Raw genomic sequence first — 16,906 nt, 5'->3', positions numbered from 1 at the left:
TGGCGACAACGTCAAGATGACCGTCCAGCTGATCGCGCCGATCGCGATGGAAGAGGGCCTGCGCTTCGCTGTTCGCGAGGGTGGTCGTACCGTCGGCGCCGGCGTGGTCTCCAAGATCATCGAGTAAGGATATGAGCAGCCAAAGAATTCGTATTCGACTGAAGGCGTTCGATCATCGTCTGATCGATCAGTCCGCACGCGAGATCGTCGATACCGCCAAGCGTACCGGCGCTCAGGTTCGTGGTCCGGTTCCGCTGCCTTCCAAGAAGGAGCGCTTCACGGTCCTGGTCTCCCCGCACGTCAACAAGGACGCGCGTGACCAGTACGAGCTGCGCACCCACAAGCGCCTGATGGACATCGTCGATCCGACCGACAAGACGGTCGATGCGCTGATGAAATTGGATCTGGCCGCGGGCGTCGACGTCCAGATCAAGCTGAGCTGAGGACGAAACGATGACGATCGGAGTTATCGGGCGTAAGGCTGGCATGACCCGGCTGTTCAACGAGGACGGGGAGAGCATCCCGGTCACCGTGATCGAGGTCCAGCCCAACCGTGTGAGCCAAGTCAAGTCCGCCGAGACCGATGGCTACCGCGCCATCCAGGTTGCCTTCGGATCGCGTCGCGCCTCGCGCGTGACCAAGCCGATGGCTGGGCACTTCGCCAAGGCCGGTATCGAGGCCGGTGAGGTGCTGCGCGAGTTCCGTCTCGAGGGCGAAGAAGGTGCCGACATCGAAGTCGGTCAGGAGATCTCGGTCTCCATGTTCGAGGCCGGCCAGAAGGTCGACGTGCGTGGCGTGACCAAGGGTCGCGGCTTCGCCGGCACCATCCGCCGCCACCACTTCCGTGGTCAGGATGCGACCCACGGCAACTCGCTGTCGCACCGCGCGCCGGGTTCCATCGGTCAGAACCAGACCCCGGGCCGTGTGTTCAAGGGCAAGAAGATGGCCGGTCACCTCGGTGCCGCCAACCGTTGCCAGCAGGGTCTCGAGGTGGTGCGTGTCGATGCCGAGCGCAACCTGCTGTTGGTCCGTGGCGGCGTGCCCGGTCCGGCTGGTGGTCGCGTGGTCGTGCTGCCGTCCGTGAAGCAGAAGAACAAGGGTTAAGTCCATGGAACTCGCCATTCGAAATGACAACGGCGGTGCCAGCGTGCAGGTCTCGGACACCGTTTTCGGGGCCGACTTCAAGCCCGGTCTGATTCACCAGGTGGTCACCGCCTACCTGGCCGGCGCGCGCGCCGGCACCAAGGCCCAGAAGAACCGTTCTGCCGTCTCCGGCGGCGGGGCCAAGCCCTGGCGTCAGAAGGGCACCGGGCGTGCCCGTGCCGGTACCAGCCGCAGCCCGCTGTGGCGCTCCGGTGGCGTGACCTTCGCCGCGCAGCCGCGCGACTACAGCCAGAAGGTCAACCGCAAGATGTATCGCGGTGCCGTGCGCTCGATCCTCTCCGAGCTGGTGCGCACCGAGCGTCTGGTGGTGGTCTCCGAGCTCGCGCTCGAGGCGCCCAAGACCAAGGAGCTGATCGCACTGCTCGAGGGCCAGGGCCTGAAGGACGTGCTGATCCTCACCGACGGTCTCGCCCCGAACCTGTTCCTGGCCGCGCGCAACCTCAACGGTGTTGACGTGATGGCGGCTCAGGAGGTCGATCCGGTGAGCATGATCGCCTTCGAGAACGTGCTCGCGACCGAAGCGGCAATCAAGAAACTCGAGGAGCGCCTGGCATGAACAAAGAGCGTCTGATGAAGGTGCTGCTCGCGCCGATCGTCTCCGAGAAGTCGACCCGTGCCGCCGAGTCCGGCCAGGTCGTGTTCCGGGTCGCGACCGACGCGACCAAGCGTGAGGTGAGCCAGGCCGTCGAGCTGCTGTTCGAGGTCAAGGTCGACAGCGTGCAGATCCTCAACGTCAAGGGTAAGACCAAGCGTTTCGGTCAGCGCCTGGGCAAGCGTCAGGACTGGCGCAAGGCCTATGTGCGCCTGGAAGCTGGTCAGGATATCGATTTCGGCGGCGGCGCGTGAGCGCAGCGGCGGACAGCAACGGATAGACCAAGATGGCAATCGTAAAGACCAAACCGACGTCCGCCGGGCGCCGCTTTGTCGTGAAGGTGCAGTCCCCCGAACTGCACAAGGGCGCCCCCTACGCGCCTCTGATCGAGAAAAAGACGAAGAACGGCGGACGCAACAACTTCGGACGCATCACCGTGCGCCACCAGGGTGGCGGTCACAAGCAGCGTTACCGTGTTGTTGATTTCAAGCGTAACAAGGAAGGCGTACCGGCCGTGGTCGAGCGGCTCGAGTACGACCCGAACCGCACGGCTCACCTGGCGCTGCTGAAGTACGCCGATGGTGAGCGTGCCTACATCATCGCCCCGAAGGGGCTGAGCGCAGGCGATCGTGTGCAGGCCGGTGAGGCCGCTCCGATCAGCGTCGGTAACTGCATGCCGCTGCGCAATATCCCGGTCGGTACCTTGGTGCACTGCATCGAGATGCGTCCGGGCAAGGGCGCCCAGATCGCCCGTTCGGCCGGTGCATCGGCCCAACTCGTCGCGCGTGAAGGCGCGATGGCCACCGTGCGTCTGCGCTCCGGTGAGATGCGCAAGGTGCATGCTGATTGCCGCGCGGTGATCGGTGAGGTCGGCAACTCCGAGAACAGCCTGCGGAAGCTCGGCAAGGCCGGCGCGACCCGCTGGCGTGGCGTGCGTCCCACGGTGCGTGGTGTCGTCATGAACCCGGTCGACCACCCGCACGGCGGTGGTGAAGGCCGGACTTCCGGTGGTCGTCACCCGGTCACCCCCTGGGGTGTGCCGACTAAGGGCCATAAAACGCGCAAGAATAAGCGGACCGATGGCATGATTGTGCGTCGTCGCGGCCGCAAGTAAATAAGGCGAGGTTGAGCAAGTGCCACGTTCGATTCGAAAAGGACCCTTTGTGGACCACCACCTGATCAAGAAGGTGGAAGAAGCGGTCGCCCAGAACAGTAAACGGCCTATCAAGACCTGGTCGCGTCGCTCCATGGTGTTGCCGGAAATGGTTGGGCTGACCATCGCAGTCCATAACGGGCGTCAGCACGTGCCGGTGCTCGTCAATGAAAACATGATCGGCCACAAGCTCGGCGAGTTTGCGCTGACGCGCACCTTCCGTGGGCACGCCGCCGATCGCAAGGCGAAGAAGCGCTAGTCGGAGACCCGCAATGCGAGCCGAAGCAACATTGAAATACGCACGGGTCTCTGCCCAGAAGGCCCGGCTGGTCGCCGATCTGATCCGCGGTCAGCGCGTCGAGGAGGCCCTGAACACCCTGGCCTTCAGCAACAAGAAGGGCGCCGAGATCATCAAGAAGGTCCTGGAGTCCGCGATCGCCAACGCCGAACACAATGAAGGCGCTGACATCGACGAGCTGAAGGTCGCTGCGATCCAGGTCAACGAGGGTCCGACCATGAAGCGGATTCGCGCGCGAGCCAAGGGCCGCGCCAACCGCATCATGAAGCGTACCAGCCATATCAGCTTGACGGTGTCGGAAGCGTAAGGAATTTCAGGGGACCAGTATGGGACAGAAAGTTAATCCGAACGGCATCCGACTTGGCATCGTCAAGGACTGGACTTCCAAGTGGTATGCAAGTTCGAAAGACTATGCCGACCTGCTCAACACCGACCTGCAGGTGCGCGATTTCCTGCGCAAGAAGCTTGCAAAGGCATCGGTGAGCCGCATCCAGATCGATCGTCCGGCGAAGAACGCCCACATCACCATCCACACCGCGCGTCCTGGCGTGGTGATCGGTAAGAAGGGTGAGGACATCGACAAGCTGCGCGTGCAGGTCTCGAAGATGATGGGGATCCCGGTGCACATCAGCATCGAGGAGATCCGCAAGCCTGAGCTCGACGCCCAGCTCGTTGCCGAGGGTATTGCCCAGCAGCTCGAGCGTCGCATCATGTTCCGTCGCGCGATGAAGCGTGCGCTGCAGAACACCATGCGTCTGGGTGCCGAGGGCATCAAGGTCAACGTCGCGGGCCGTTTGAACGGCGCCGAGATCGCCCGCAGCGAGTGGGCCCGTGAGGGTCGTGTACCGCTGCACACTCTGCGTGCCGACATCGATTACGGCTTCGCCGAGGCGCGCACCACCTATGGCGTCATCGGCGTCAAGGTGTGGATCTTCAAGGGCGAGGTGTTCGGCGACCAGGTCCCTGAGGAGCCGGCATCCAAGAGCGCCGGAAGAAAGGGTTAAGTCATGCTGCAACCGAAACGCACCAAGTTCCGAAAGCAACACAAGGGCCGCAACCGTGGTCTCGCTCAGAGCGGCAACCAGGTCAGCTTCGGCGAGTTCGGTCTCAAGGCCGTGAGTCGTGGCCGGGTGACCGCGCGTCAGATCGAGGCGGCCCGTCGTACCATCACCCGTCGCGTCAAGCGTGGCGGTAAGCTGTGGATTCGCGTCTTCCCTGACAAGCCGATCTCCAAGAAGCCTCTCGAGGTTCGAATGGGTAAAGGTAAGGGTAACGTCGAGTACTGGGTCGCGCCGATCCAGCCCGGCCGGGTGCTCTACGAAATCGAGGGCGTCAGCGAAGAGCTGGCACGTGAGGCCTTCAAGCTCGCCGCTGCCAAGCTGCCCGTGCAGACCACCTTTGAGAAGCGGACGATCCTGTGATGAAGGCTAACGAACTCCGACAGAGCAGCCTCGACGAGCTGCAGGCGCGGTTGATGGACCTGTTGCGCGAGCAGTTCAACCTGCGCATGCAGCAGGGCACCGGTCAGCTGTCCAAACCCTCGCAGATGAAGGCCGTGCGCCGGGATATCGCCCGGATCAAGACGGTGATGGCGGAAATGGCGGGCAAGCAAGCATGAGCGACGAGAACAACAGCAACCGCATCCAGGAAGGGCGCGTCATCAGCAGCGCGATGGACAAGACCGTGACGGTGCTCATCGAGCGTCGCGTCAAGCATCCGCTCTATGGCAAGTTCATGCGTCGTTCGACCAAGATTCATGCCCACGATGAAGAGAACATCTGTAACCAGGGTGATCTCGTCCGTGTCGAGCAGTGCCGGCCGCTCTCCAAGACCAAGACGTGGCGTCTGCTCGAGGTCATCGAAAAGGCGCGCTGAGGCGACGCGCTTCGACAATGTCCCGGACGTTCGCTCGTTTTGTCGCTCGTCCGTCTCGCGATTCGCTCAGCAGCCGGTTTAGCCCGGAATCAGCAATAGGCGTAGGTAAACAACATGATTCAGATGCAGACCAATCTCAGCGTCGCTGACAACAGCGGCGCCCGGAGCGTGCAATGCATCAAAGTGCTTGGCGGATCGCATCGGCGCTACGCGGGCATCGGCGATGTCATCAAGGTCACGGTCAAGGACGCAATCCCGCGCGGCAAGGTCAAGAAGGGCGACGTGTTCAACGCCGTTGTCGTTCGCACCCGCAAGGGCGTGCGTCGTCCCGACGGCTCCCTGATCCGCTTCGACGGCAATGCCGCCGTGCTACTGAACAACCAGCTCCAGCCCATCGGCACCCGCATCTTCGGCCCTGTCACGCGTGAACTGCGTGGCGAGCGCTTCATGAAGATCATCTCGCTGGCGCCCGAAGTGCTGTAAGGAGACGACGGCATGCAAAAGATCAAGAAGGGTGATGACGTCACCGTCATTACCGGCAAAGACAAGGGTAAACGTGGTACTGTGCTGCGCGTCGTCGACGCTGAGCACGTCATCGTTGAGAACGTGAACATCGCGCGCAAGCACCAGAAGCCGAACCCGCAAGCCGGCGAGCCTGGTGGTATCGTCGACAAGCCGATGCCGATGCACGTCTCGAACGTGGCGCTCTACAACCCGCAGAAGGGCGGGCCGGACCGCGTCGGTTTCAAGATCCTGGAAGACGGTCGCAAGGTTCGCGTGTTCAAGTCGAACGGCGAAGTCGTCGACGTCTGACCGAAGGAAGCGAGATGTCCACCAGACTACAGACAGAATACGAACAGCGCATCGTCGGTCAGCTCAAGGAGCGTTTCGGCTTCAAGAGCGTGATGCAGGTGCCGCGCATCGAAAAGATCACGCTGAACATGGGCGTTGGCGAGGCCGTGGCCGACAAGAAGGTCATGGATAACGCCGTCGCCGACATGCGTGCCATCGCCGGTCAGCAGCCGATCGTCACCTACGCCCGCAAGTCGGTCGCAGGCTTCAAGATCCGCGAAGGCTGGCCGATCGGCTGCAAGGTGACCCTGCGTCGCGAGCGCATGTACGAGTTCCTCGATCGCCTGATCAGCGTCTCCATCCCGCGTATCCGCGACTTCCGTGGGCTCAGCCCGAAGGCGTTCGACGGTCGTGGCAACTACTCGATGGGCGTGCGCGAGCAGATCATGTTCCCCGAGATCGATTACGACAAGATCGATGCACTGCGCGGGCTCGACATCACCATCACCACGTCGGCTCGGACGGACGAAGAAGGACGGGCTCTGCTCGAGGCGTTCAACTTCCCCTTCCGTACCTGAGGTAGAGACCATGGCGAAAAAGAGCATGATCGCGCGTGATCGCAAGCGCGCCCAGGTCGCAGCCCAGTTCAGCGCCAAGCGCGCCGAGCTCAAGGCGGTGATCAACGACCGTAACGCGACTCCCGAGCAGATCGACGAAGCCGTGCTGAAGCTGCAGAAGCTCCCGCGCGACGCCAGCCCCTCGCGTCAGCAGCGTCGCTGCCGCGTCAGTGGCCGTCCGCATGCCGTGTATCGCAAGTTCGGTCTCTCGCGCAACAAGCTGCGCGAGGCGGTGATGCGTGGCGATGTCCCTGGCGTCGTCAAGGCAAGCTGGTAGAATTCCCCCCTCGGGCCTTCCGGCCCGAGCATCCTGAAAACCAAGTCCCCCCAATGGGTATCACATCGGCAACGATGGATTGACCCGAGGAGAAGCCAATGAGTATGTCGGATCCGATTGCGGATATGCTGACGCGTATCCGTAACGGCCAGCAGCGCGGCAAGTTCACCATCATGATGCCGTCCTCCAAGCAGAAGATCGCGATCGCGAACCTGCTGAAGGAAGAGGGCTACATCGCCGACGCGCAGGTCGAAGAGAACGAGGGCAAGCCCCAGCTGGTTCTCAGGCTCAAGTACTATCGCGGCAAGCCCGTGATCGAGTACCTCAAGCGCGTTTCGCGCCCCGGTCTGCGCATCTATCGCAGCAAGGACGAGCTGCCCCAGGTCTGGGCCGGTCTCGGTGTTGCGATTGTCTCCACCTCCAAGGGTCTGATGACCGACCGCGAGGCCCGCAAGTCGGGTCACGGCGGCGAGATCATCGCCTACGTCGCCTAAGGGAGGTCGGAACTATGTCTCGCGTTGCAAAAGCGCCGGTCGCTATCCCCAATGGGGTTAAAGTCGAGCTCCAGGGCCAGGACGTCAAGGTCTCCGGTCCCAAGGGTTCGATGGAGTGGACCGTGCATCCGGCGGTCCGCGTCTGTGAGGAAAACGGTCAGCTGCTGGTCGCTCGTGCCGAAGGGCATGAGAAGGACTGGGCGATGGCCGGCACCACCCGGGCGCTGATCAACAACATGGTTGTGGGTTGTGGCACCGGCTTCAGCCGCAAGCTGACCCTGGTCGGCGTGGGTTATCGCGCCCAGGCCAAGGGCAGTGTGCTCAACCTCAATCTCGGCTTCTCGCACCCGATCGATTTTCCGGTGCCTGAGGGCATCACCATCGAGACCCCGAGTCAGACCGAGATCGTCGTCAGCGGTGCCGACAAGCAGCAGGTCGGCCAGGTCGCGGCGAAGATCCGTGGGTTCCGTCCGCCGGAACCCTACAAGGGCAAGGGCGTGCGTTACGCGGACGAGAACGTCCTGCGTAAGGAAGCCAAGAAGAAATAAGGGGTCTAGGCAATGGATAAGAAACAAGCTCGTCTGCGCCGCGCGGCGCGGGCTCGTGCCAAGATCCGGGAGCTCAGTGTCTTCCGTCTGTGCGTGCACCGTACGCCCCGGCACATCTACGCCCAGGTCATCGCCCCCGAGGGCGACAAGGTCGTGGCCAGCGCCTCGACCCTCGACAAGGACCTGCGTCAGGCGCTCGAGGGCCACAAGGGCAACGTCGCAGCCGCGGCCGTCATCGGCCAGGCGATCGCCGAGCGCGCGCGCTCCGCTGGTGTGGAATCGGTCGCCTTCGATCGTTCCGGCTTCCGCTATCACGGCCGTGTCAAGGCGCTCGCCGATGCCGCCCGTGAACACGGACTGAAATTCTAAGGACTCGACCATGGCGAACTTCAATCCAAAGACAGAAGGCGACGAGCTTCTGGAAAAGCTGGTGACCGTCAATCGGGTCGCCAAAGTGGTCAAGGGCGGACGTCAGTTCGGCTTTGCGGCGCTGACCGTGGTCGGCGACGGCAAGGGTCGGGTCGGCTTCGGTCGCGGCAAGGCACGTGAGGTGCCGGTGGCGATCCAGAAGGCGATGGAGAATGCCCGCAAGAACATGATCGACGTCAAGCTCAATGGCACCACGCTGCAGTACCCGCTGCAGGGGCGTCACGGCGCGGCCCGCGTGTTCATGCAGCCGGCCTCCGAGGGTACCGGTATCATCGCCGGCGGCGCGATGCGTGCCGTCTTCGAGGTGCTCGGGGTGCAGAACGTGCTGGCCAAGTGCATCGGCACCAACAACCCGATCAACGTCGTCCAGGCGACCATCGAAGGCCTGCGCAAGATGAACGACGCCGAGCTCGTCGCTGCCAAGCGCGGCAAGACCGTCGAAGAGATTCTGGGGTAAGCGATGGCTGACAAGAAGATGATGAAGGTCAAGCTGGTGCGCAGCGTCCACGGACGCCTCGAGCGTCACCAGGCCTGCGTCCGCGGCCTCGGCCTGCGGCGCATGCACCAGGTCGTCGAGGTCGAGGACACCCCTTGCACCCGCGGCATGGTCAACACCGTGTCCTACATGGTTAAGGTCGTGGAGGAGTCTTGAGATGCGACTCAATGAGCTGAAGCCCGATGAGGGCAGCCGCAAGGCCGCCAAGCGCGTCGGTCGCGGGATCGGCAGCGGACTCGGCAAGACCTGTGGCCGCGGCCACAAGGGTCAGAAGTCGCGTTCCGGCGGTTTCCACAAGGTCGGTTTCGAAGGCGGTCAGATGCCGCTGCAGCGTCGTCTGCCGAAGGTCGGTTTCCGGTCGCGCAAGGCACTGGTCCAGGCCGAGGTGCGCCTGAACGAGCTGGCCCTGATCGAGGGCGACACCGTCGACCTCGCCGCGCTGGTCGCGGCCGGGGTACTGAACAACCGCATCAAGTCGGTCAAGGTCATCGCCTCGGGCGAGATCTCGCGGGCTGTCACCGTACGTGGCCTGGGCGTGACCAAGGGCGCACGCGCGGCGATCGAAGCGGCGGGCGGCAAGGTCGAGGACTAATCGGGAAGGCGCGTAGCAGATGGCCAAGAACGTCGGATCCATGGGAAGTGCGCTCGGCGGCATGGGGCGGTTGACGGAATTGCGTCAGCGCCTGTTGTTCGTGCTCGGCGCGCTGCTCGTCTATCGTATCGGTACCTTCATCCCGGTCCCGGGCGTCAACCCCGAGGCCTTGGCCATCCTGTTCGACCAGAACCAGGGGTCGATCCTGGACATGTTCAACATGTTCTCGGGAGGCGCCCTGGAGCGCGCCAGTCTGTTCGCGCTGGGCATCATGCCTTACATCTCCGCCTCCATCATCATGCAGCTGATGACGGCGGTACTGCCGAAGCTCGAGCAGCTGAAGAAGGAAGGGGAGTCGGGGCGGCGCAAGATCACCCAGTACACCCGCTACGGCACCGTGGTGCTCGCGACCTTCCAGGCCGTCGGTATCTCGATGGCGCTGCAGGGGCAGACTGCCGGCGGCTCGGCGCTGGTCTCTCACGCCGGTGCCGGGTTCGTGTTCACCGCGACCGTGTCGCTGGTGACCGGAACCATGTTCCTGATGTGGCTGGGTGAGCAGATCACCGAGCGCGGCATCGGCAACGGGATCTCGCTGATCATCTTCGCGGGTATCGTCGCCGGTCTGCCCTCGGCGCTCGGCGGCACCCTGGAGCTGGCGCGCACCGGCGAAATGAACTCGCTGGCGGTCCTTGCGCTGTTTGCCCTGGCGCTGGCGGTCACCGCCTTCGTGGTGTTCGTCGAGCGCGGGCAGCGACGGATCACCGTCAACTATGCGCGTCGCCAGCAGGGGCGGCGAATGATGCAGGCGCAGAGCACGCACCTGCCGCTCAAGCTCAACATGGCCGGCGTCATCCCGCCGATCTTCGCCTCCAGCATCATCCTCTTCCCGGGGACGCTGGGACAGTGGTTCGGCAGCAACGAGGATTTGCGTTGGCTGGCCGATATCACCGCGAAGCTCTCGCCCGGTGAGCCGGTCTACGTGCTCTTTTACGCGACGGCGATCATCTTCTTCTGCTTCTTCTACACCGCGCTGGTGTTCAATGCGAAGGAGACGGCCGACAACCTCAAGCGCTCTGGGGCTTTCATTCCGGGGATCCGTCCGGGGGAGCAGACGGCGCGCTATATCGATACCGTCATGACCCGGTTGACGGCAGCAGGCGCGATCTACATCACCGCTGTCTGCTTGCTGCCTGAGTTCCTGATCGTGGGTTACAACGTGCCGTTCTATTTTGGCGGCACCTCACTGTTAATCGTAGTGGTCGTGGTCATGGACTTCATGGCGCAGATTCAGGCTCACCTGATGTCGCATCAGTATGAGGGCCTGATGAAGAAGGCCAACCTGAAGTCACCCGGCGCCGGCATGTTGCGCTGAAGAAGGCCCCGACTCTTAGGAGACAAGAATGAAAGTGCGTGCATCGGTCAAGAAGTTGTGCAGAAACTGCAAGGTGATCAAGCGGAATGGAACGGTGCGGGTCATCTGTTCCGACCCCCGTCACAAGCAGCGCCAGGGTTGACGGGATCCCGTTGACTACAGTAAGCAATTTGTTATACTGCGCGGTTTACCCGCTGAGCATTTAGGACTGAGGGGTTCGTAGCTATGGCCCGTATCGCCGGCGTCAACATTCCCGACAAAAAGCACGCCGTGATCGCGTTGACCGCGATCTACGGCATCGGCCGCACCCGCGCGGGCGAGATCTGCGACGCGGCAGGCATTCCGCGTGACACCAAGATCCAGAGCCTCACCGAGGAAGAGGTCGAGAAGCTGCGTGGCGAGGTCGCCAAGTTCTCCGTCGAGGGCGATCTGCGTCGTGAAGTGTCGATGAACATCAAGCGCCTGATGGACCTCGGCTGCAACCGCGGCATCCGTCACCGTCGCGGCCTGCCCCTGCGTGGTCAGCGCACGCGCACCAACGCACGGACCCGCAAGGGGCCGCGTCGTCCGATCAAACGCTAAGCGCTCAGGCGCAGCAGATTAGCTGGATTACGTCGAATGGCTAAACCGATTCGCAGCACCAAGAAAAAGGTCAAGAAGCAGGTTGCAGACGGCATTGCGCACGTCCACGCCTCCTTCAACAACACCATCATCACGATCACCGATCGTCAGGGCAACGCCTTGGCCTGGGCCACCGCCGGTGGTTCGGGCTTCCGCGGTTCGCGCAAGAGCACGCCCTTCGCGGCTCAGGTTGCCGCCGATCGTGCCGGTCAGGCCGCCAAGGAATATGGCCTGCGCAACCTGGACGTGAACGTCAAGGGGCCGGGGCCGGGTCGTGAGTCCGCCGTGCGCGCACTCAACAACGCGGGTTTCAAGATCACCAGCATCACCGATGTGACCCCGATCCCGCACAACGGCTGCCGTCCGCCCAAGAAGCGGCGCGTCTGACAGATCAACAGGAAGAGACATGGCACGTTACACAGGCCCAACCTGCAAGCTGGCGCGTCGCGAGGGGACCGATCTCTCCTTGAAGAGCCGCGCGCGCGCTCTGGACACCAAGTGCAACCTCGAGAAGCAGCCCGGACAGACCACCGACCGTCGTCGGCGCCTCTCCGACTATGGTCTGCAGCTGCGTGAGAAGCAGAAGGTGCGTCGTATCTACGGCGTGCTCGAGAAGCAGTTCCGTAACTACTACAAGAAGGCCGCCGGCACCAAGGGTGCAACCGGTGAGAACCTGCTCCAGCTGCTCGAGCGTCGTCTCGACAACGTCGTCTATCGCATGGGCTTTGGCGCCACCCGCGCCGAGGCACGTCAGCTGGTCAGCCACAAGGCCATCCTGGTCAACGGCCGTATCGTCAACATCGCCTCCTTCCAGGTCGGCGTCGATGACGAGATCGAGGTCCGTGAAGCCGCTCGCAAGCAGGTGCGCGTGCAGAACGCGCTGTCGCTGGCCGAGCAGTACGGCTTCTCCGACTGGGTCGAAGTCGACACCAAGGCCATGAAAGGCGTCTTCAAGCGTGTTCCCGATCGTTCCGATCTGCCGGCGGACATCAATGAATCGCTGATCGTCGAGCTGTACTCCAAGTAAGGCGCTTCCAGAGGGGCACTAATGACTGACGCTATTGGCGAATTTCTGAAACCACGCATCGTCAAGGTCGACCTGGTCGATGGCAGCCCGAACCACGCCAAGGTTTCTCTAGAGCCCCTGGAGCGTGGTTTCGGGCACACCCTGGGTAATGCGCTGCGGCGCATCCTGCTCTCCTCGATGGATGGCTATGCCGTCACCGAGGTCGAGATCCAGGGCGTCCTCCATGAGTACACCACCATGGAGGGCGTGCAGGAAGACGTCCTCGAGATCCTGCTCAACCTCAAGCAGCTTGCGATCTCGCTCGACGGCAAGGACGAGGCGACCTTCACCCTGAGCAAGTCCGGCCCCGGTCCGGTGACCGCCGCCGACATCGAGCTCGATCACTCGGCCACCATCGCCAACCCCGAGTTGGTGATCGCCAACCTCACCGAGGGTGAGCTGAGCATGACCCTGACCGTGCGTCGTGGTCGTGGCTACGAGCCGGCCACCGCGCGCGAGGGCGAAGAAGGCGAGGATCGTCCGATCGGCAAGCTGCCGCTCGACGCCTCCTACAGCCCGGTGCGTCGTGTCGCGATCGAGGTGCAGTCGGCCCGTGTCGAGCAGCGCACCGATCTCGATCGTCTGGTGATCGACCTGGAGACCAACGGCACGATCGATCCCAAGGAGTCGATCCAGCGCGCCGCGACCATCCTGCGCGACCAGCTCTCGAGCTTCGTCGTGCTCGAGGGCACGGGTGCCGCGGACAGCCAGTCCGTCGAGCAGCGCGATGAGTCGCCCTACGACCCGATCCTGCTGCGCCCGGTCGACGACCTGGAGCTGACGGTGCGTTCGGCGAACTGCCTGAAGGCCGAGAACATCTACCTGATCGGCGATCTGATCCAGCGTACCGAGGTGGAGCTGCTCAAGACCCCGAATCTCGGCAAGAAGTCGCTCACGGAGATCAAGGACGTGCTTGCAACGCGCGGTCTCTCGCTGGGGATGCGGCTCGAGAACTGGCCGCCTGAAAACATCGCCGAACTGAGCGTCCGCTGAGCGCTCTCAGGTTCTAGAACACAACACTCGATCACAAGATATTCGGGAAAAGGATCATGCGTCACCGCAAAGCCGGAAGGCATCTGAATCGCACCAGCTCGCACCGCGAGGCGATGTTTCGCAATATGGCGGCCTCGCTGTTCGAGCACGAGCTGATCAAGACGACCGTGCCCAAGGCCAAAGAGCTGCGTCGGGTCGCCGAGCCGCTGATCACCCTGGCGAAGGAAGACTCGGTGCATGCGCGCCGTCAGGCCTTTGCGCGTCTGCGCGACAAGGACGCCGTCGGCAAGCTGTTCGCCGAGCTCGGTCCGCGTTACCAGGGTCGTCCCGGCGGCTACCTGCGCATCCTCAAGTGTGGTTATCGCTCCAGCGACGCGGCCCCCATGGCCTACGTCGAGCTGGTCGACCGTCCGGTGCAGACCGAGGTCGAGGACGAGGACTGAGTTCCGACGTCTCCGGCGTTACCGCATGAAAAAAACCGGGCATTTGCCCGGTTTTTTTTCGTCTCGAATTTGCTGCGCGAGGTCCATCCTGATGGAAGTTCCGGTCATCGAACGCATCGCCCTGGTCACCGATTTCGGTGCTGGTCCCTATCTCGGGCAGATGCAGGCCGCACTCGACGCCAGCCTGCCCGATCATGCGGTGATCGACCTGGTCCACGACCTGCCACCCTTCCGTCCCGATCTCGCTGCTTATCTGCTGCCGGCGCTAGCGCGCGACATGCCCCCGCGTACCCTTTATCTCTGCGTGGTCGATCCCGGCGTCGGTGGGGCGCGTGACGGTGTCATCGCGCGCGTCGGCGAGGACTGGTTCGTTGCCCCCGATAATGGTCTGCTCGCGCCGCACCTGATGGCCGGAGCGGGGCAGTGCTGGCGAATCGGCTGGCTGCCGTCGCGGCGCAGCGCGACCTTCCATGGGCGTGACTGGTTCCTGCCGGTGGCCGCGCGACTGTGTCGGGGCGAGGACGTCGGCGCCACCCGGCTCGATCGACCCGTGGGGCATGACTGGTCGAAGACGCTCGATCGGGTCCTCTATGCCGACCACTATGGCAACCTGATGACCGGTCTGCGACCGGTCGGCCATGCGCAATCCCTGCGTGTCGGCGAGCGTCTGTTGCCCTGGGCGCGAACCTTCTGTGCGGTCGATCCGGGTGAGGCCTTCTGGTACGAGAATGCGCTCGGGCTGGTCGAGATCGCGGTCAATCAGGGGCGCGCCGATGGTGCCCTGGGGCTGGTTCCCGGTGATCCGGTCGGGCCATTCATCATGCCGGGGTGACGGTGCGACGCGTTCCAGGTGCTAGAGTGATGGCATCCGTGCGCGGCGTGCGTCGCGCCCAACTCGGTGGGAGTCAAGGCATGGCAGGCTTCGGTGATCTACTCGGTTCACTGTTACAGAACAACCTCTCCGGCAGTGGAGCGCAGCGTCTCAGCCAGGGGCTGGGGCAGCTCTCCACCACGCCCGGCGAGGGTGGCGGGGGTGGTCTGAGCGCGCTGCTCGATGGTGCGCGCGGGGTGCTCGGTCAGGCTGCCGACAACCCGCTCCAAGCCGGTGGGCTGGGGGCTGCGCTCGGCTCGGTGCTCGGTGGCGGTGGCGATGCCGTGCGTGGTGCGCTCACCGGCGGTGCCCTGGCGATGCTCGCCGGGGTGGCCTACAAGGCGCTGACCAACGCCAGCGCCGAGGGGCAGGGCGCTGCCCCGGTGCCGGTACCACCAGCGGCGCTGCCCGAGCCGGTGCAGGCTGATGCCGCGCGTGACGACAAGGCGCGGCTGCTGGTGCGGGCGATGATCAATGCCGCGAAGTCCGACGGTCAGATCGGGGTCGACGAGATGCAGCGGATCGTCGACCAGGCCGCGGCGAGCGGACTCGAGGCGCAGGTGCGTCAATGGCTCGCCGATGAACTGGTGCGCCCGCTCGACCTCGACGCCTTCGCCGCCGAGATCCCGGACCGGGAGACGGCCGCCGAGGTCTATGCCGCCTCGCTGCTGGCGATCGAGGTCGATACCCCGGAGGAGCGCGCCTATCTCGACGGCCTGGCCGCACGCACCGGCCTGACCCCCGAGGTCACCGCTCAGCTTCAGCGCGCCCTCGGGGTCGCCGGCTGAGGGCGCGCCGGGTTCGACTCAGCGCTCCTCCGTCCCGCCCTCGTCGCGGCGTTTGCGGCTCAGTGGGGCGTGACCGGCCTCGACGGCCTTGCCCGAGGGGGCGCGGCGCTTGCCGATGTTCTTGCGGTCGCGGTGACGCTGCTTGTCCTTGTCCTTGGTGGCGGCGCGTGCCGTTGTCTTCTTGGCCTTGACCCGGCTGGCCGGGGTCTTGCGCCGTTTCTTCGCCGCCGGTCCCTTGAACCGTGCCTCCAGCCCGTCGATCGCGCGCCACTCGAGCGCGAGTCCGAGGAAGCGGCTGATGCTCTCCATGCGGTTCCATTCGGTCGGGCCGACCAGGTTCACGGCGACGCCCTGCTCACCGGCACGTCCGGTGCGCCCAGTGCGATGCAGATAGTCCTCGCCGTTGCGTGGGACCTCGAGGTTGAACACCCGCTCCACCCCGGGGACGTCGATCCCGCGCGCGGCCAGATCGGTGGCCACCAGCACCCGCACCTTGCCCTGGTGGAGCAGTCCCATCACCCGGTTGCGCTCGCGCTGCTCAAGCTCGCCGTGGAGCACGGCGACGCGCTCACCCTGGGCGCCGAGCCAGCCGCCGAGCTCGGTGGCCAGGTCGCGGCTGTTGACGAACACCAGCGCCTTCTCGAAGGTCTCGTTGGCGAGTAGCCAGCGCAGCTGCTCGCGCTTGTGCGCGACCTCGTCGCTGAGCAGGCACTGGTGACGGATGTCGGGATGGGCCTCGCGGACCGCGTCGAGGGTCAATCGCAGCGGGTCGTCGAGCAGGATTGCGGTGATCCGCTCCAGTCCGCGTCGCTCCAGGGTGGCGGAGAACAGCAGCGACTGACGCTCCGGGTTGCTGTTCTGGATGATGGTCACGACGTCCTCGACGAAACCCATCTCGAGCATCCGGTCGGCCTCGTCGAGCACCAGGAACTCGAGATCGTCGAGCTCGGTGCGATTGTGCTCGAGCATCTCGCGAAACCGTCCCGGGGTCGCGATCAGGAACTCCGGGTTCCTGCGCAGGGACGCGATCTGGTGGGCGCGCGAGTCACCGCCGGTGATGACGTCGACGCCGAGGCGGGTGTGACCGCCGATGCGCATGAAGTGCTCGCGTACCTGACGCGCCAGCTCGCGGGTCGGTACCAGGATCAGCGCCCGGGTGCCGCCGTCGGCCTTGGGGGTCTCGAGCATGTGCTGCATCATCGGCAGCAGGAAGGCGGCGGTCTTGCCCGAGCCGGTGGCGGCGCACACCATCAGGTCGCGACCATCGAGGGCGGGCTCGAGCACCGCCTCCTGGACCGGGGTCGGCTGCGCATAGCCTGCCTGCTCGATGCCACGCAGCAGCGAGGGATCGAGCGGATAGTCGGAGAAATTCGTGTTCATGGGGGAAACCTGATGTTCTGACATGCCCGGGAAGGGCTGGATCTG

Annotated in this window: 31 protein-coding genes and 1 pseudogene; 31 read left to right on the top strand and 1 reads right to left on the bottom strand. The window is 64.1% G+C overall.

The features are described 5' to 3' along the window. The 31 genes and pseudogenes from tuf to EBL84_RS15575 all read left to right on the top strand — a co-directional run. Positions 1 to 127 (top strand): annotated as a pseudogene (gene tuf / locus EBL84_RS15725) (elongation factor Tu); the annotation flags it as partial. Between the two features lie 4 nt (positions 128 to 131). Continuing rightward, on the top strand, positions 132 to 443 hold the full coding sequence (gene rpsJ, locus EBL84_RS15720) for a 30S ribosomal protein S10 (RefSeq protein WP_005224322.1): 312 nt from the start codon (positions 132 to 134) through the stop codon (positions 441 to 443). A 10-nt stretch (positions 444 to 453) separates the two neighbouring features. Further along, positions 454 to 1,104 (top strand): 50S ribosomal protein L3, encoded by a 651-nt coding sequence (gene rplC / locus EBL84_RS15715; protein ID WP_005224323.1) that lies wholly within the window; start codon positions 454 to 456, stop codon positions 1,102 to 1,104. Positions 1,105 to 1,108: 4 nt separating this feature from the next. Next, on the top strand, positions 1,109 to 1,720 hold the full coding sequence (gene rplD / locus EBL84_RS15710) for a 50S ribosomal protein L4 (protein WP_123141661.1): 612 nt from the start codon (positions 1,109 to 1,111) through the stop codon (positions 1,718 to 1,720). Further along, on the top strand, positions 1,717 to 2,010 hold the full coding sequence (gene rplW / locus EBL84_RS15705; protein ID WP_062274090.1) for a 50S ribosomal protein L23: 294 nt from the start codon (positions 1,717 to 1,719) through the stop codon (positions 2,008 to 2,010). The genes rplD and rplW overlap by 4 nt, the downstream gene beginning before the upstream one ends. A gap of 32 nt (positions 2,011 to 2,042) precedes the next feature. Further along, positions 2,043 to 2,870, top strand: a complete 828-nt coding sequence (rplB, locus tag EBL84_RS15700; protein WP_062274092.1) for a 50S ribosomal protein L2 — start codon at positions 2,043 to 2,045, stop codon at positions 2,868 to 2,870. Between the two features lie 19 nt (positions 2,871 to 2,889). Next, complete coding sequence (gene rpsS, locus EBL84_RS15695; protein WP_025275092.1) at positions 2,890 to 3,168, top strand: 30S ribosomal protein S19; 279 nt, start codon at positions 2,890 to 2,892, stop codon at positions 3,166 to 3,168. A 13-nt stretch (positions 3,169 to 3,181) separates the two neighbouring features. Beyond that, positions 3,182 to 3,514 (top strand): 50S ribosomal protein L22, encoded by a 333-nt coding sequence (gene rplV / locus EBL84_RS15690; protein WP_005224328.1) that lies wholly within the window; start codon positions 3,182 to 3,184, stop codon positions 3,512 to 3,514. 19 nt (positions 3,515 to 3,533) lie between these two features. After that, on the top strand, positions 3,534 to 4,211 hold the full coding sequence (gene rpsC / locus EBL84_RS15685; RefSeq protein WP_005224329.1) for a 30S ribosomal protein S3: 678 nt from the start codon (positions 3,534 to 3,536) through the stop codon (positions 4,209 to 4,211). Between the two features lie 3 nt (positions 4,212 to 4,214). After that, positions 4,215 to 4,628, top strand: coding sequence for a 50S ribosomal protein L16 (rplP, locus tag EBL84_RS15680; RefSeq protein ID WP_123141660.1), 414 nt, complete (start codon positions 4,215 to 4,217; stop codon positions 4,626 to 4,628). Beyond that, positions 4,628 to 4,825, top strand: coding sequence for a 50S ribosomal protein L29 (rpmC, locus tag EBL84_RS15675; RefSeq protein WP_005224331.1), 198 nt, complete (start codon positions 4,628 to 4,630; stop codon positions 4,823 to 4,825). Before rplP ends, rpmC begins: the two co-directional genes overlap by 1 nt. Then, the gene (gene rpsQ, locus EBL84_RS15670; protein WP_062274094.1) at positions 4,822 to 5,082 is read left to right on the top strand and encodes a 30S ribosomal protein S17; all 261 of its coding nucleotides are present in this window, start codon (positions 4,822 to 4,824) and stop codon (positions 5,080 to 5,082) included. Before rpmC ends, rpsQ begins: the two co-directional genes overlap by 4 nt. Positions 5,083 to 5,196: 114 nt before the next feature. Then, positions 5,197 to 5,565 carry a 50S ribosomal protein L14 gene (gene rplN / locus EBL84_RS15665; protein WP_005224333.1) on the top strand — a complete coding sequence of 123 codons (369 nt, stop codon included), beginning with the start codon at positions 5,197 to 5,199 and terminating at the stop codon, positions 5,563 to 5,565. Positions 5,566 to 5,577: 12 nt separating this feature from the next. Continuing rightward, positions 5,578 to 5,895, top strand: a complete 318-nt coding sequence (gene rplX / locus EBL84_RS15660) for a 50S ribosomal protein L24 (protein WP_062274096.1) — start codon at positions 5,578 to 5,580, stop codon at positions 5,893 to 5,895. A gap of 14 nt (positions 5,896 to 5,909) precedes the next feature. Beyond that, the gene (gene rplE, locus EBL84_RS15655) at positions 5,910 to 6,452 is read left to right on the top strand and encodes a 50S ribosomal protein L5 (protein WP_062274099.1); all 543 of its coding nucleotides are present in this window, start codon (positions 5,910 to 5,912) and stop codon (positions 6,450 to 6,452) included. Positions 6,453 to 6,462: 10 nt separating this feature from the next. Further along, positions 6,463 to 6,768 (top strand): 30S ribosomal protein S14, encoded by a 306-nt coding sequence (gene rpsN, locus EBL84_RS15650; RefSeq protein ID WP_005224336.1) that lies wholly within the window; start codon positions 6,463 to 6,465, stop codon positions 6,766 to 6,768. A 98-nt stretch (positions 6,769 to 6,866) separates the two neighbouring features. Beyond that, complete coding sequence (gene rpsH, locus EBL84_RS15645; RefSeq protein WP_062274101.1) at positions 6,867 to 7,262, top strand: 30S ribosomal protein S8; 396 nt, start codon at positions 6,867 to 6,869, stop codon at positions 7,260 to 7,262. Between the two features lie 14 nt (positions 7,263 to 7,276). After that, on the top strand, positions 7,277 to 7,810 hold the full coding sequence (rplF, locus tag EBL84_RS15640) for a 50S ribosomal protein L6 (protein ID WP_123141659.1): 534 nt from the start codon (positions 7,277 to 7,279) through the stop codon (positions 7,808 to 7,810). Between the two features lie 12 nt (positions 7,811 to 7,822). After that, positions 7,823 to 8,179: a 50S ribosomal protein L18 gene (gene rplR, locus EBL84_RS15635; protein ID WP_123141658.1), complete on the top strand. Its 357-nt coding sequence runs from the start codon at positions 7,823 to 7,825 to the stop codon at positions 8,177 to 8,179. A 10-nt stretch (positions 8,180 to 8,189) separates the two neighbouring features. Next, positions 8,190 to 8,696 carry a 30S ribosomal protein S5 gene (gene rpsE / locus EBL84_RS15630; protein WP_005224340.1) on the top strand — a complete coding sequence of 169 codons (507 nt, stop codon included), beginning with the start codon at positions 8,190 to 8,192 and terminating at the stop codon, positions 8,694 to 8,696. 3 nt (positions 8,697 to 8,699) lie between these two features. Next, positions 8,700 to 8,891, top strand: coding sequence for a 50S ribosomal protein L30 (gene rpmD, locus EBL84_RS15625; RefSeq protein WP_005224341.1), 192 nt, complete (start codon positions 8,700 to 8,702; stop codon positions 8,889 to 8,891). 1 nt (position 8,892) lies between these two features. Then, a complete protein-coding gene (gene rplO / locus EBL84_RS15620) occupies positions 8,893 to 9,327 on the top strand; it encodes a 50S ribosomal protein L15 (protein WP_123141657.1) in 435 nt (144 codons plus the stop codon). Positions 9,328 to 9,346: 19 nt separating this feature from the next. Then, complete coding sequence (gene secY / locus EBL84_RS15615; protein ID WP_123141656.1) at positions 9,347 to 10,699, top strand: preprotein translocase subunit SecY; 1,353 nt, start codon at positions 9,347 to 9,349, stop codon at positions 10,697 to 10,699. Between the two features lie 28 nt (positions 10,700 to 10,727). After that, the gene (gene rpmJ / locus EBL84_RS15610) at positions 10,728 to 10,841 is read left to right on the top strand and encodes a 50S ribosomal protein L36 (RefSeq protein WP_005224344.1); all 114 of its coding nucleotides are present in this window, start codon (positions 10,728 to 10,730) and stop codon (positions 10,839 to 10,841) included. 83 nt (positions 10,842 to 10,924) lie between these two features. Beyond that, positions 10,925 to 11,281 carry a 30S ribosomal protein S13 gene (gene rpsM, locus EBL84_RS15605; RefSeq protein WP_062274107.1) on the top strand — a complete coding sequence of 119 codons (357 nt, stop codon included), beginning with the start codon at positions 10,925 to 10,927 and terminating at the stop codon, positions 11,279 to 11,281. Between the two features lie 36 nt (positions 11,282 to 11,317). After that, positions 11,318 to 11,707: a 30S ribosomal protein S11 gene (rpsK, locus tag EBL84_RS15600; RefSeq protein WP_005224346.1), complete on the top strand. Its 390-nt coding sequence runs from the start codon at positions 11,318 to 11,320 to the stop codon at positions 11,705 to 11,707. 19 nt (positions 11,708 to 11,726) lie between these two features. After that, positions 11,727 to 12,347, top strand: a complete 621-nt coding sequence (gene rpsD / locus EBL84_RS15595; RefSeq protein WP_005224347.1) for a 30S ribosomal protein S4 — start codon at positions 11,727 to 11,729, stop codon at positions 12,345 to 12,347. Positions 12,348 to 12,368: 21 nt separating this feature from the next. Next, a complete protein-coding gene (gene rpoA / locus EBL84_RS15590; protein ID WP_062274109.1) occupies positions 12,369 to 13,379 on the top strand; it encodes a DNA-directed RNA polymerase subunit alpha in 1,011 nt (336 codons plus the stop codon). A gap of 56 nt (positions 13,380 to 13,435) precedes the next feature. Continuing rightward, a complete protein-coding gene (gene rplQ / locus EBL84_RS15585; RefSeq protein WP_005224349.1) occupies positions 13,436 to 13,822 on the top strand; it encodes a 50S ribosomal protein L17 in 387 nt (128 codons plus the stop codon). A gap of 91 nt (positions 13,823 to 13,913) precedes the next feature. Then, positions 13,914 to 14,654: an S-adenosyl-l-methionine hydroxide adenosyltransferase family protein gene (locus EBL84_RS15580; RefSeq protein ID WP_190287988.1), complete on the top strand. Its 741-nt coding sequence runs from the start codon at positions 13,914 to 13,916 to the stop codon at positions 14,652 to 14,654. Positions 14,655 to 14,734: 80 nt separating this feature from the next. Then, positions 14,735 to 15,481 carry a tellurite resistance TerB family protein gene (locus EBL84_RS15575; protein WP_123141655.1) on the top strand — a complete coding sequence of 249 codons (747 nt, stop codon included), beginning with the start codon at positions 14,735 to 14,737 and terminating at the stop codon, positions 15,479 to 15,481. An 18-nt stretch (positions 15,482 to 15,499) separates the two neighbouring features. Here EBL84_RS15575 and EBL84_RS15570 read toward each other — a convergent pair whose 3' ends face one another. Next, positions 15,500 to 16,861, bottom strand: a complete 1,362-nt coding sequence (locus tag EBL84_RS15570; RefSeq protein ID WP_123141654.1) for a DEAD/DEAH box helicase — start codon at positions 16,859 to 16,861, stop codon at positions 15,500 to 15,502. Between the last annotated feature and the right edge of the window lie 45 nt (positions 16,862 to 16,906).

The sequence above is a fragment of the Marichromatium sp. AB31 genome (assembly GCF_003718685.1).
GTDB lineage: Bacteria > Pseudomonadota > Gammaproteobacteria > Chromatiales > Chromatiaceae > Marichromatium > Marichromatium gracile.
This window is presented reverse-complemented; position numbering and strand designations above follow the sequence as displayed.

Excerpts from the sequence above, each read along its gene's own strand:
- rpsJ (WP_005224322.1), top strand. The coding sequence starts at position 132 with ATGAGCAGCCAAAGAATTCGTATTCGACTGAAGGCGTTCGATCATCGT.
- rplC (WP_005224323.1), top strand. The coding sequence starts at position 454 with ATGACGATCGGAGTTATCGGGCGTAAGGCTGGCATGACCCGGCTGTTC.
- rplD (WP_123141661.1), top strand. The coding sequence starts at position 1,109 with ATGGAACTCGCCATTCGAAATGACAACGGCGGTGCCAGCGTGCAGGTC.
- rplW (WP_062274090.1), top strand. The coding sequence starts at position 1,717 with ATGAACAAAGAGCGTCTGATGAAGGTGCTGCTCGCGCCGATCGTCTCC.
- rplB (WP_062274092.1), top strand. The coding sequence starts at position 2,043 with ATGGCAATCGTAAAGACCAAACCGACGTCCGCCGGGCGCCGCTTTGTC.
- rplV (WP_005224328.1), top strand. The coding sequence starts at position 3,182 with ATGCGAGCCGAAGCAACATTGAAATACGCACGGGTCTCTGCCCAGAAG.
- rpsC (WP_005224329.1), top strand. The coding sequence starts at position 3,534 with ATGGGACAGAAAGTTAATCCGAACGGCATCCGACTTGGCATCGTCAAG.
- rplP (WP_123141660.1), top strand. The coding sequence starts at position 4,215 with ATGCTGCAACCGAAACGCACCAAGTTCCGAAAGCAACACAAGGGCCGC.
- rpmC (WP_005224331.1), top strand. The coding sequence starts at position 4,628 with ATGAAGGCTAACGAACTCCGACAGAGCAGCCTCGACGAGCTGCAGGCG.
- rpsQ (WP_062274094.1), top strand. The coding sequence starts at position 4,822 with ATGAGCGACGAGAACAACAGCAACCGCATCCAGGAAGGGCGCGTCATC.
- rplN (WP_005224333.1), top strand. The coding sequence starts at position 5,197 with ATGATTCAGATGCAGACCAATCTCAGCGTCGCTGACAACAGCGGCGCC.
- rplX (WP_062274096.1), top strand. The coding sequence starts at position 5,578 with ATGCAAAAGATCAAGAAGGGTGATGACGTCACCGTCATTACCGGCAAA.
- rplE (WP_062274099.1), top strand. The coding sequence starts at position 5,910 with ATGTCCACCAGACTACAGACAGAATACGAACAGCGCATCGTCGGTCAG.
- rpsN (WP_005224336.1), top strand. The coding sequence starts at position 6,463 with ATGGCGAAAAAGAGCATGATCGCGCGTGATCGCAAGCGCGCCCAGGTC.
- rpsH (WP_062274101.1), top strand. The coding sequence starts at position 6,867 with ATGAGTATGTCGGATCCGATTGCGGATATGCTGACGCGTATCCGTAAC.
- rplF (WP_123141659.1), top strand. The coding sequence starts at position 7,277 with ATGTCTCGCGTTGCAAAAGCGCCGGTCGCTATCCCCAATGGGGTTAAA.
- rplR (WP_123141658.1), top strand. The coding sequence starts at position 7,823 with ATGGATAAGAAACAAGCTCGTCTGCGCCGCGCGGCGCGGGCTCGTGCC.
- rpsE (WP_005224340.1), top strand. The coding sequence starts at position 8,190 with ATGGCGAACTTCAATCCAAAGACAGAAGGCGACGAGCTTCTGGAAAAG.
- rpmD (WP_005224341.1), top strand. The coding sequence starts at position 8,700 with ATGGCTGACAAGAAGATGATGAAGGTCAAGCTGGTGCGCAGCGTCCAC.
- rplO (WP_123141657.1), top strand. The coding sequence starts at position 8,893 with ATGCGACTCAATGAGCTGAAGCCCGATGAGGGCAGCCGCAAGGCCGCC.
- secY (WP_123141656.1), top strand. The coding sequence starts at position 9,347 with ATGGCCAAGAACGTCGGATCCATGGGAAGTGCGCTCGGCGGCATGGGG.
- rpmJ (WP_005224344.1), top strand. The coding sequence starts at position 10,728 with ATGAAAGTGCGTGCATCGGTCAAGAAGTTGTGCAGAAACTGCAAGGTG.
- rpsM (WP_062274107.1), top strand. The coding sequence starts at position 10,925 with ATGGCCCGTATCGCCGGCGTCAACATTCCCGACAAAAAGCACGCCGTG.
- rpsK (WP_005224346.1), top strand. The coding sequence starts at position 11,318 with ATGGCTAAACCGATTCGCAGCACCAAGAAAAAGGTCAAGAAGCAGGTT.
- rpsD (WP_005224347.1), top strand. The coding sequence starts at position 11,727 with ATGGCACGTTACACAGGCCCAACCTGCAAGCTGGCGCGTCGCGAGGGG.
- rpoA (WP_062274109.1), top strand. The coding sequence starts at position 12,369 with ATGACTGACGCTATTGGCGAATTTCTGAAACCACGCATCGTCAAGGTC.
- rplQ (WP_005224349.1), top strand. The coding sequence starts at position 13,436 with ATGCGTCACCGCAAAGCCGGAAGGCATCTGAATCGCACCAGCTCGCAC.
- EBL84_RS15580 (WP_190287988.1), top strand. The coding sequence starts at position 13,914 with ATGGAAGTTCCGGTCATCGAACGCATCGCCCTGGTCACCGATTTCGGT.
- EBL84_RS15575 (WP_123141655.1), top strand. The coding sequence starts at position 14,735 with ATGGCAGGCTTCGGTGATCTACTCGGTTCACTGTTACAGAACAACCTC.
- EBL84_RS15570 (WP_123141654.1), bottom strand. The coding sequence starts at position 16,861 with ATGAACACGAATTTCTCCGACTATCCGCTCGATCCCTCGCTGCTGCGT.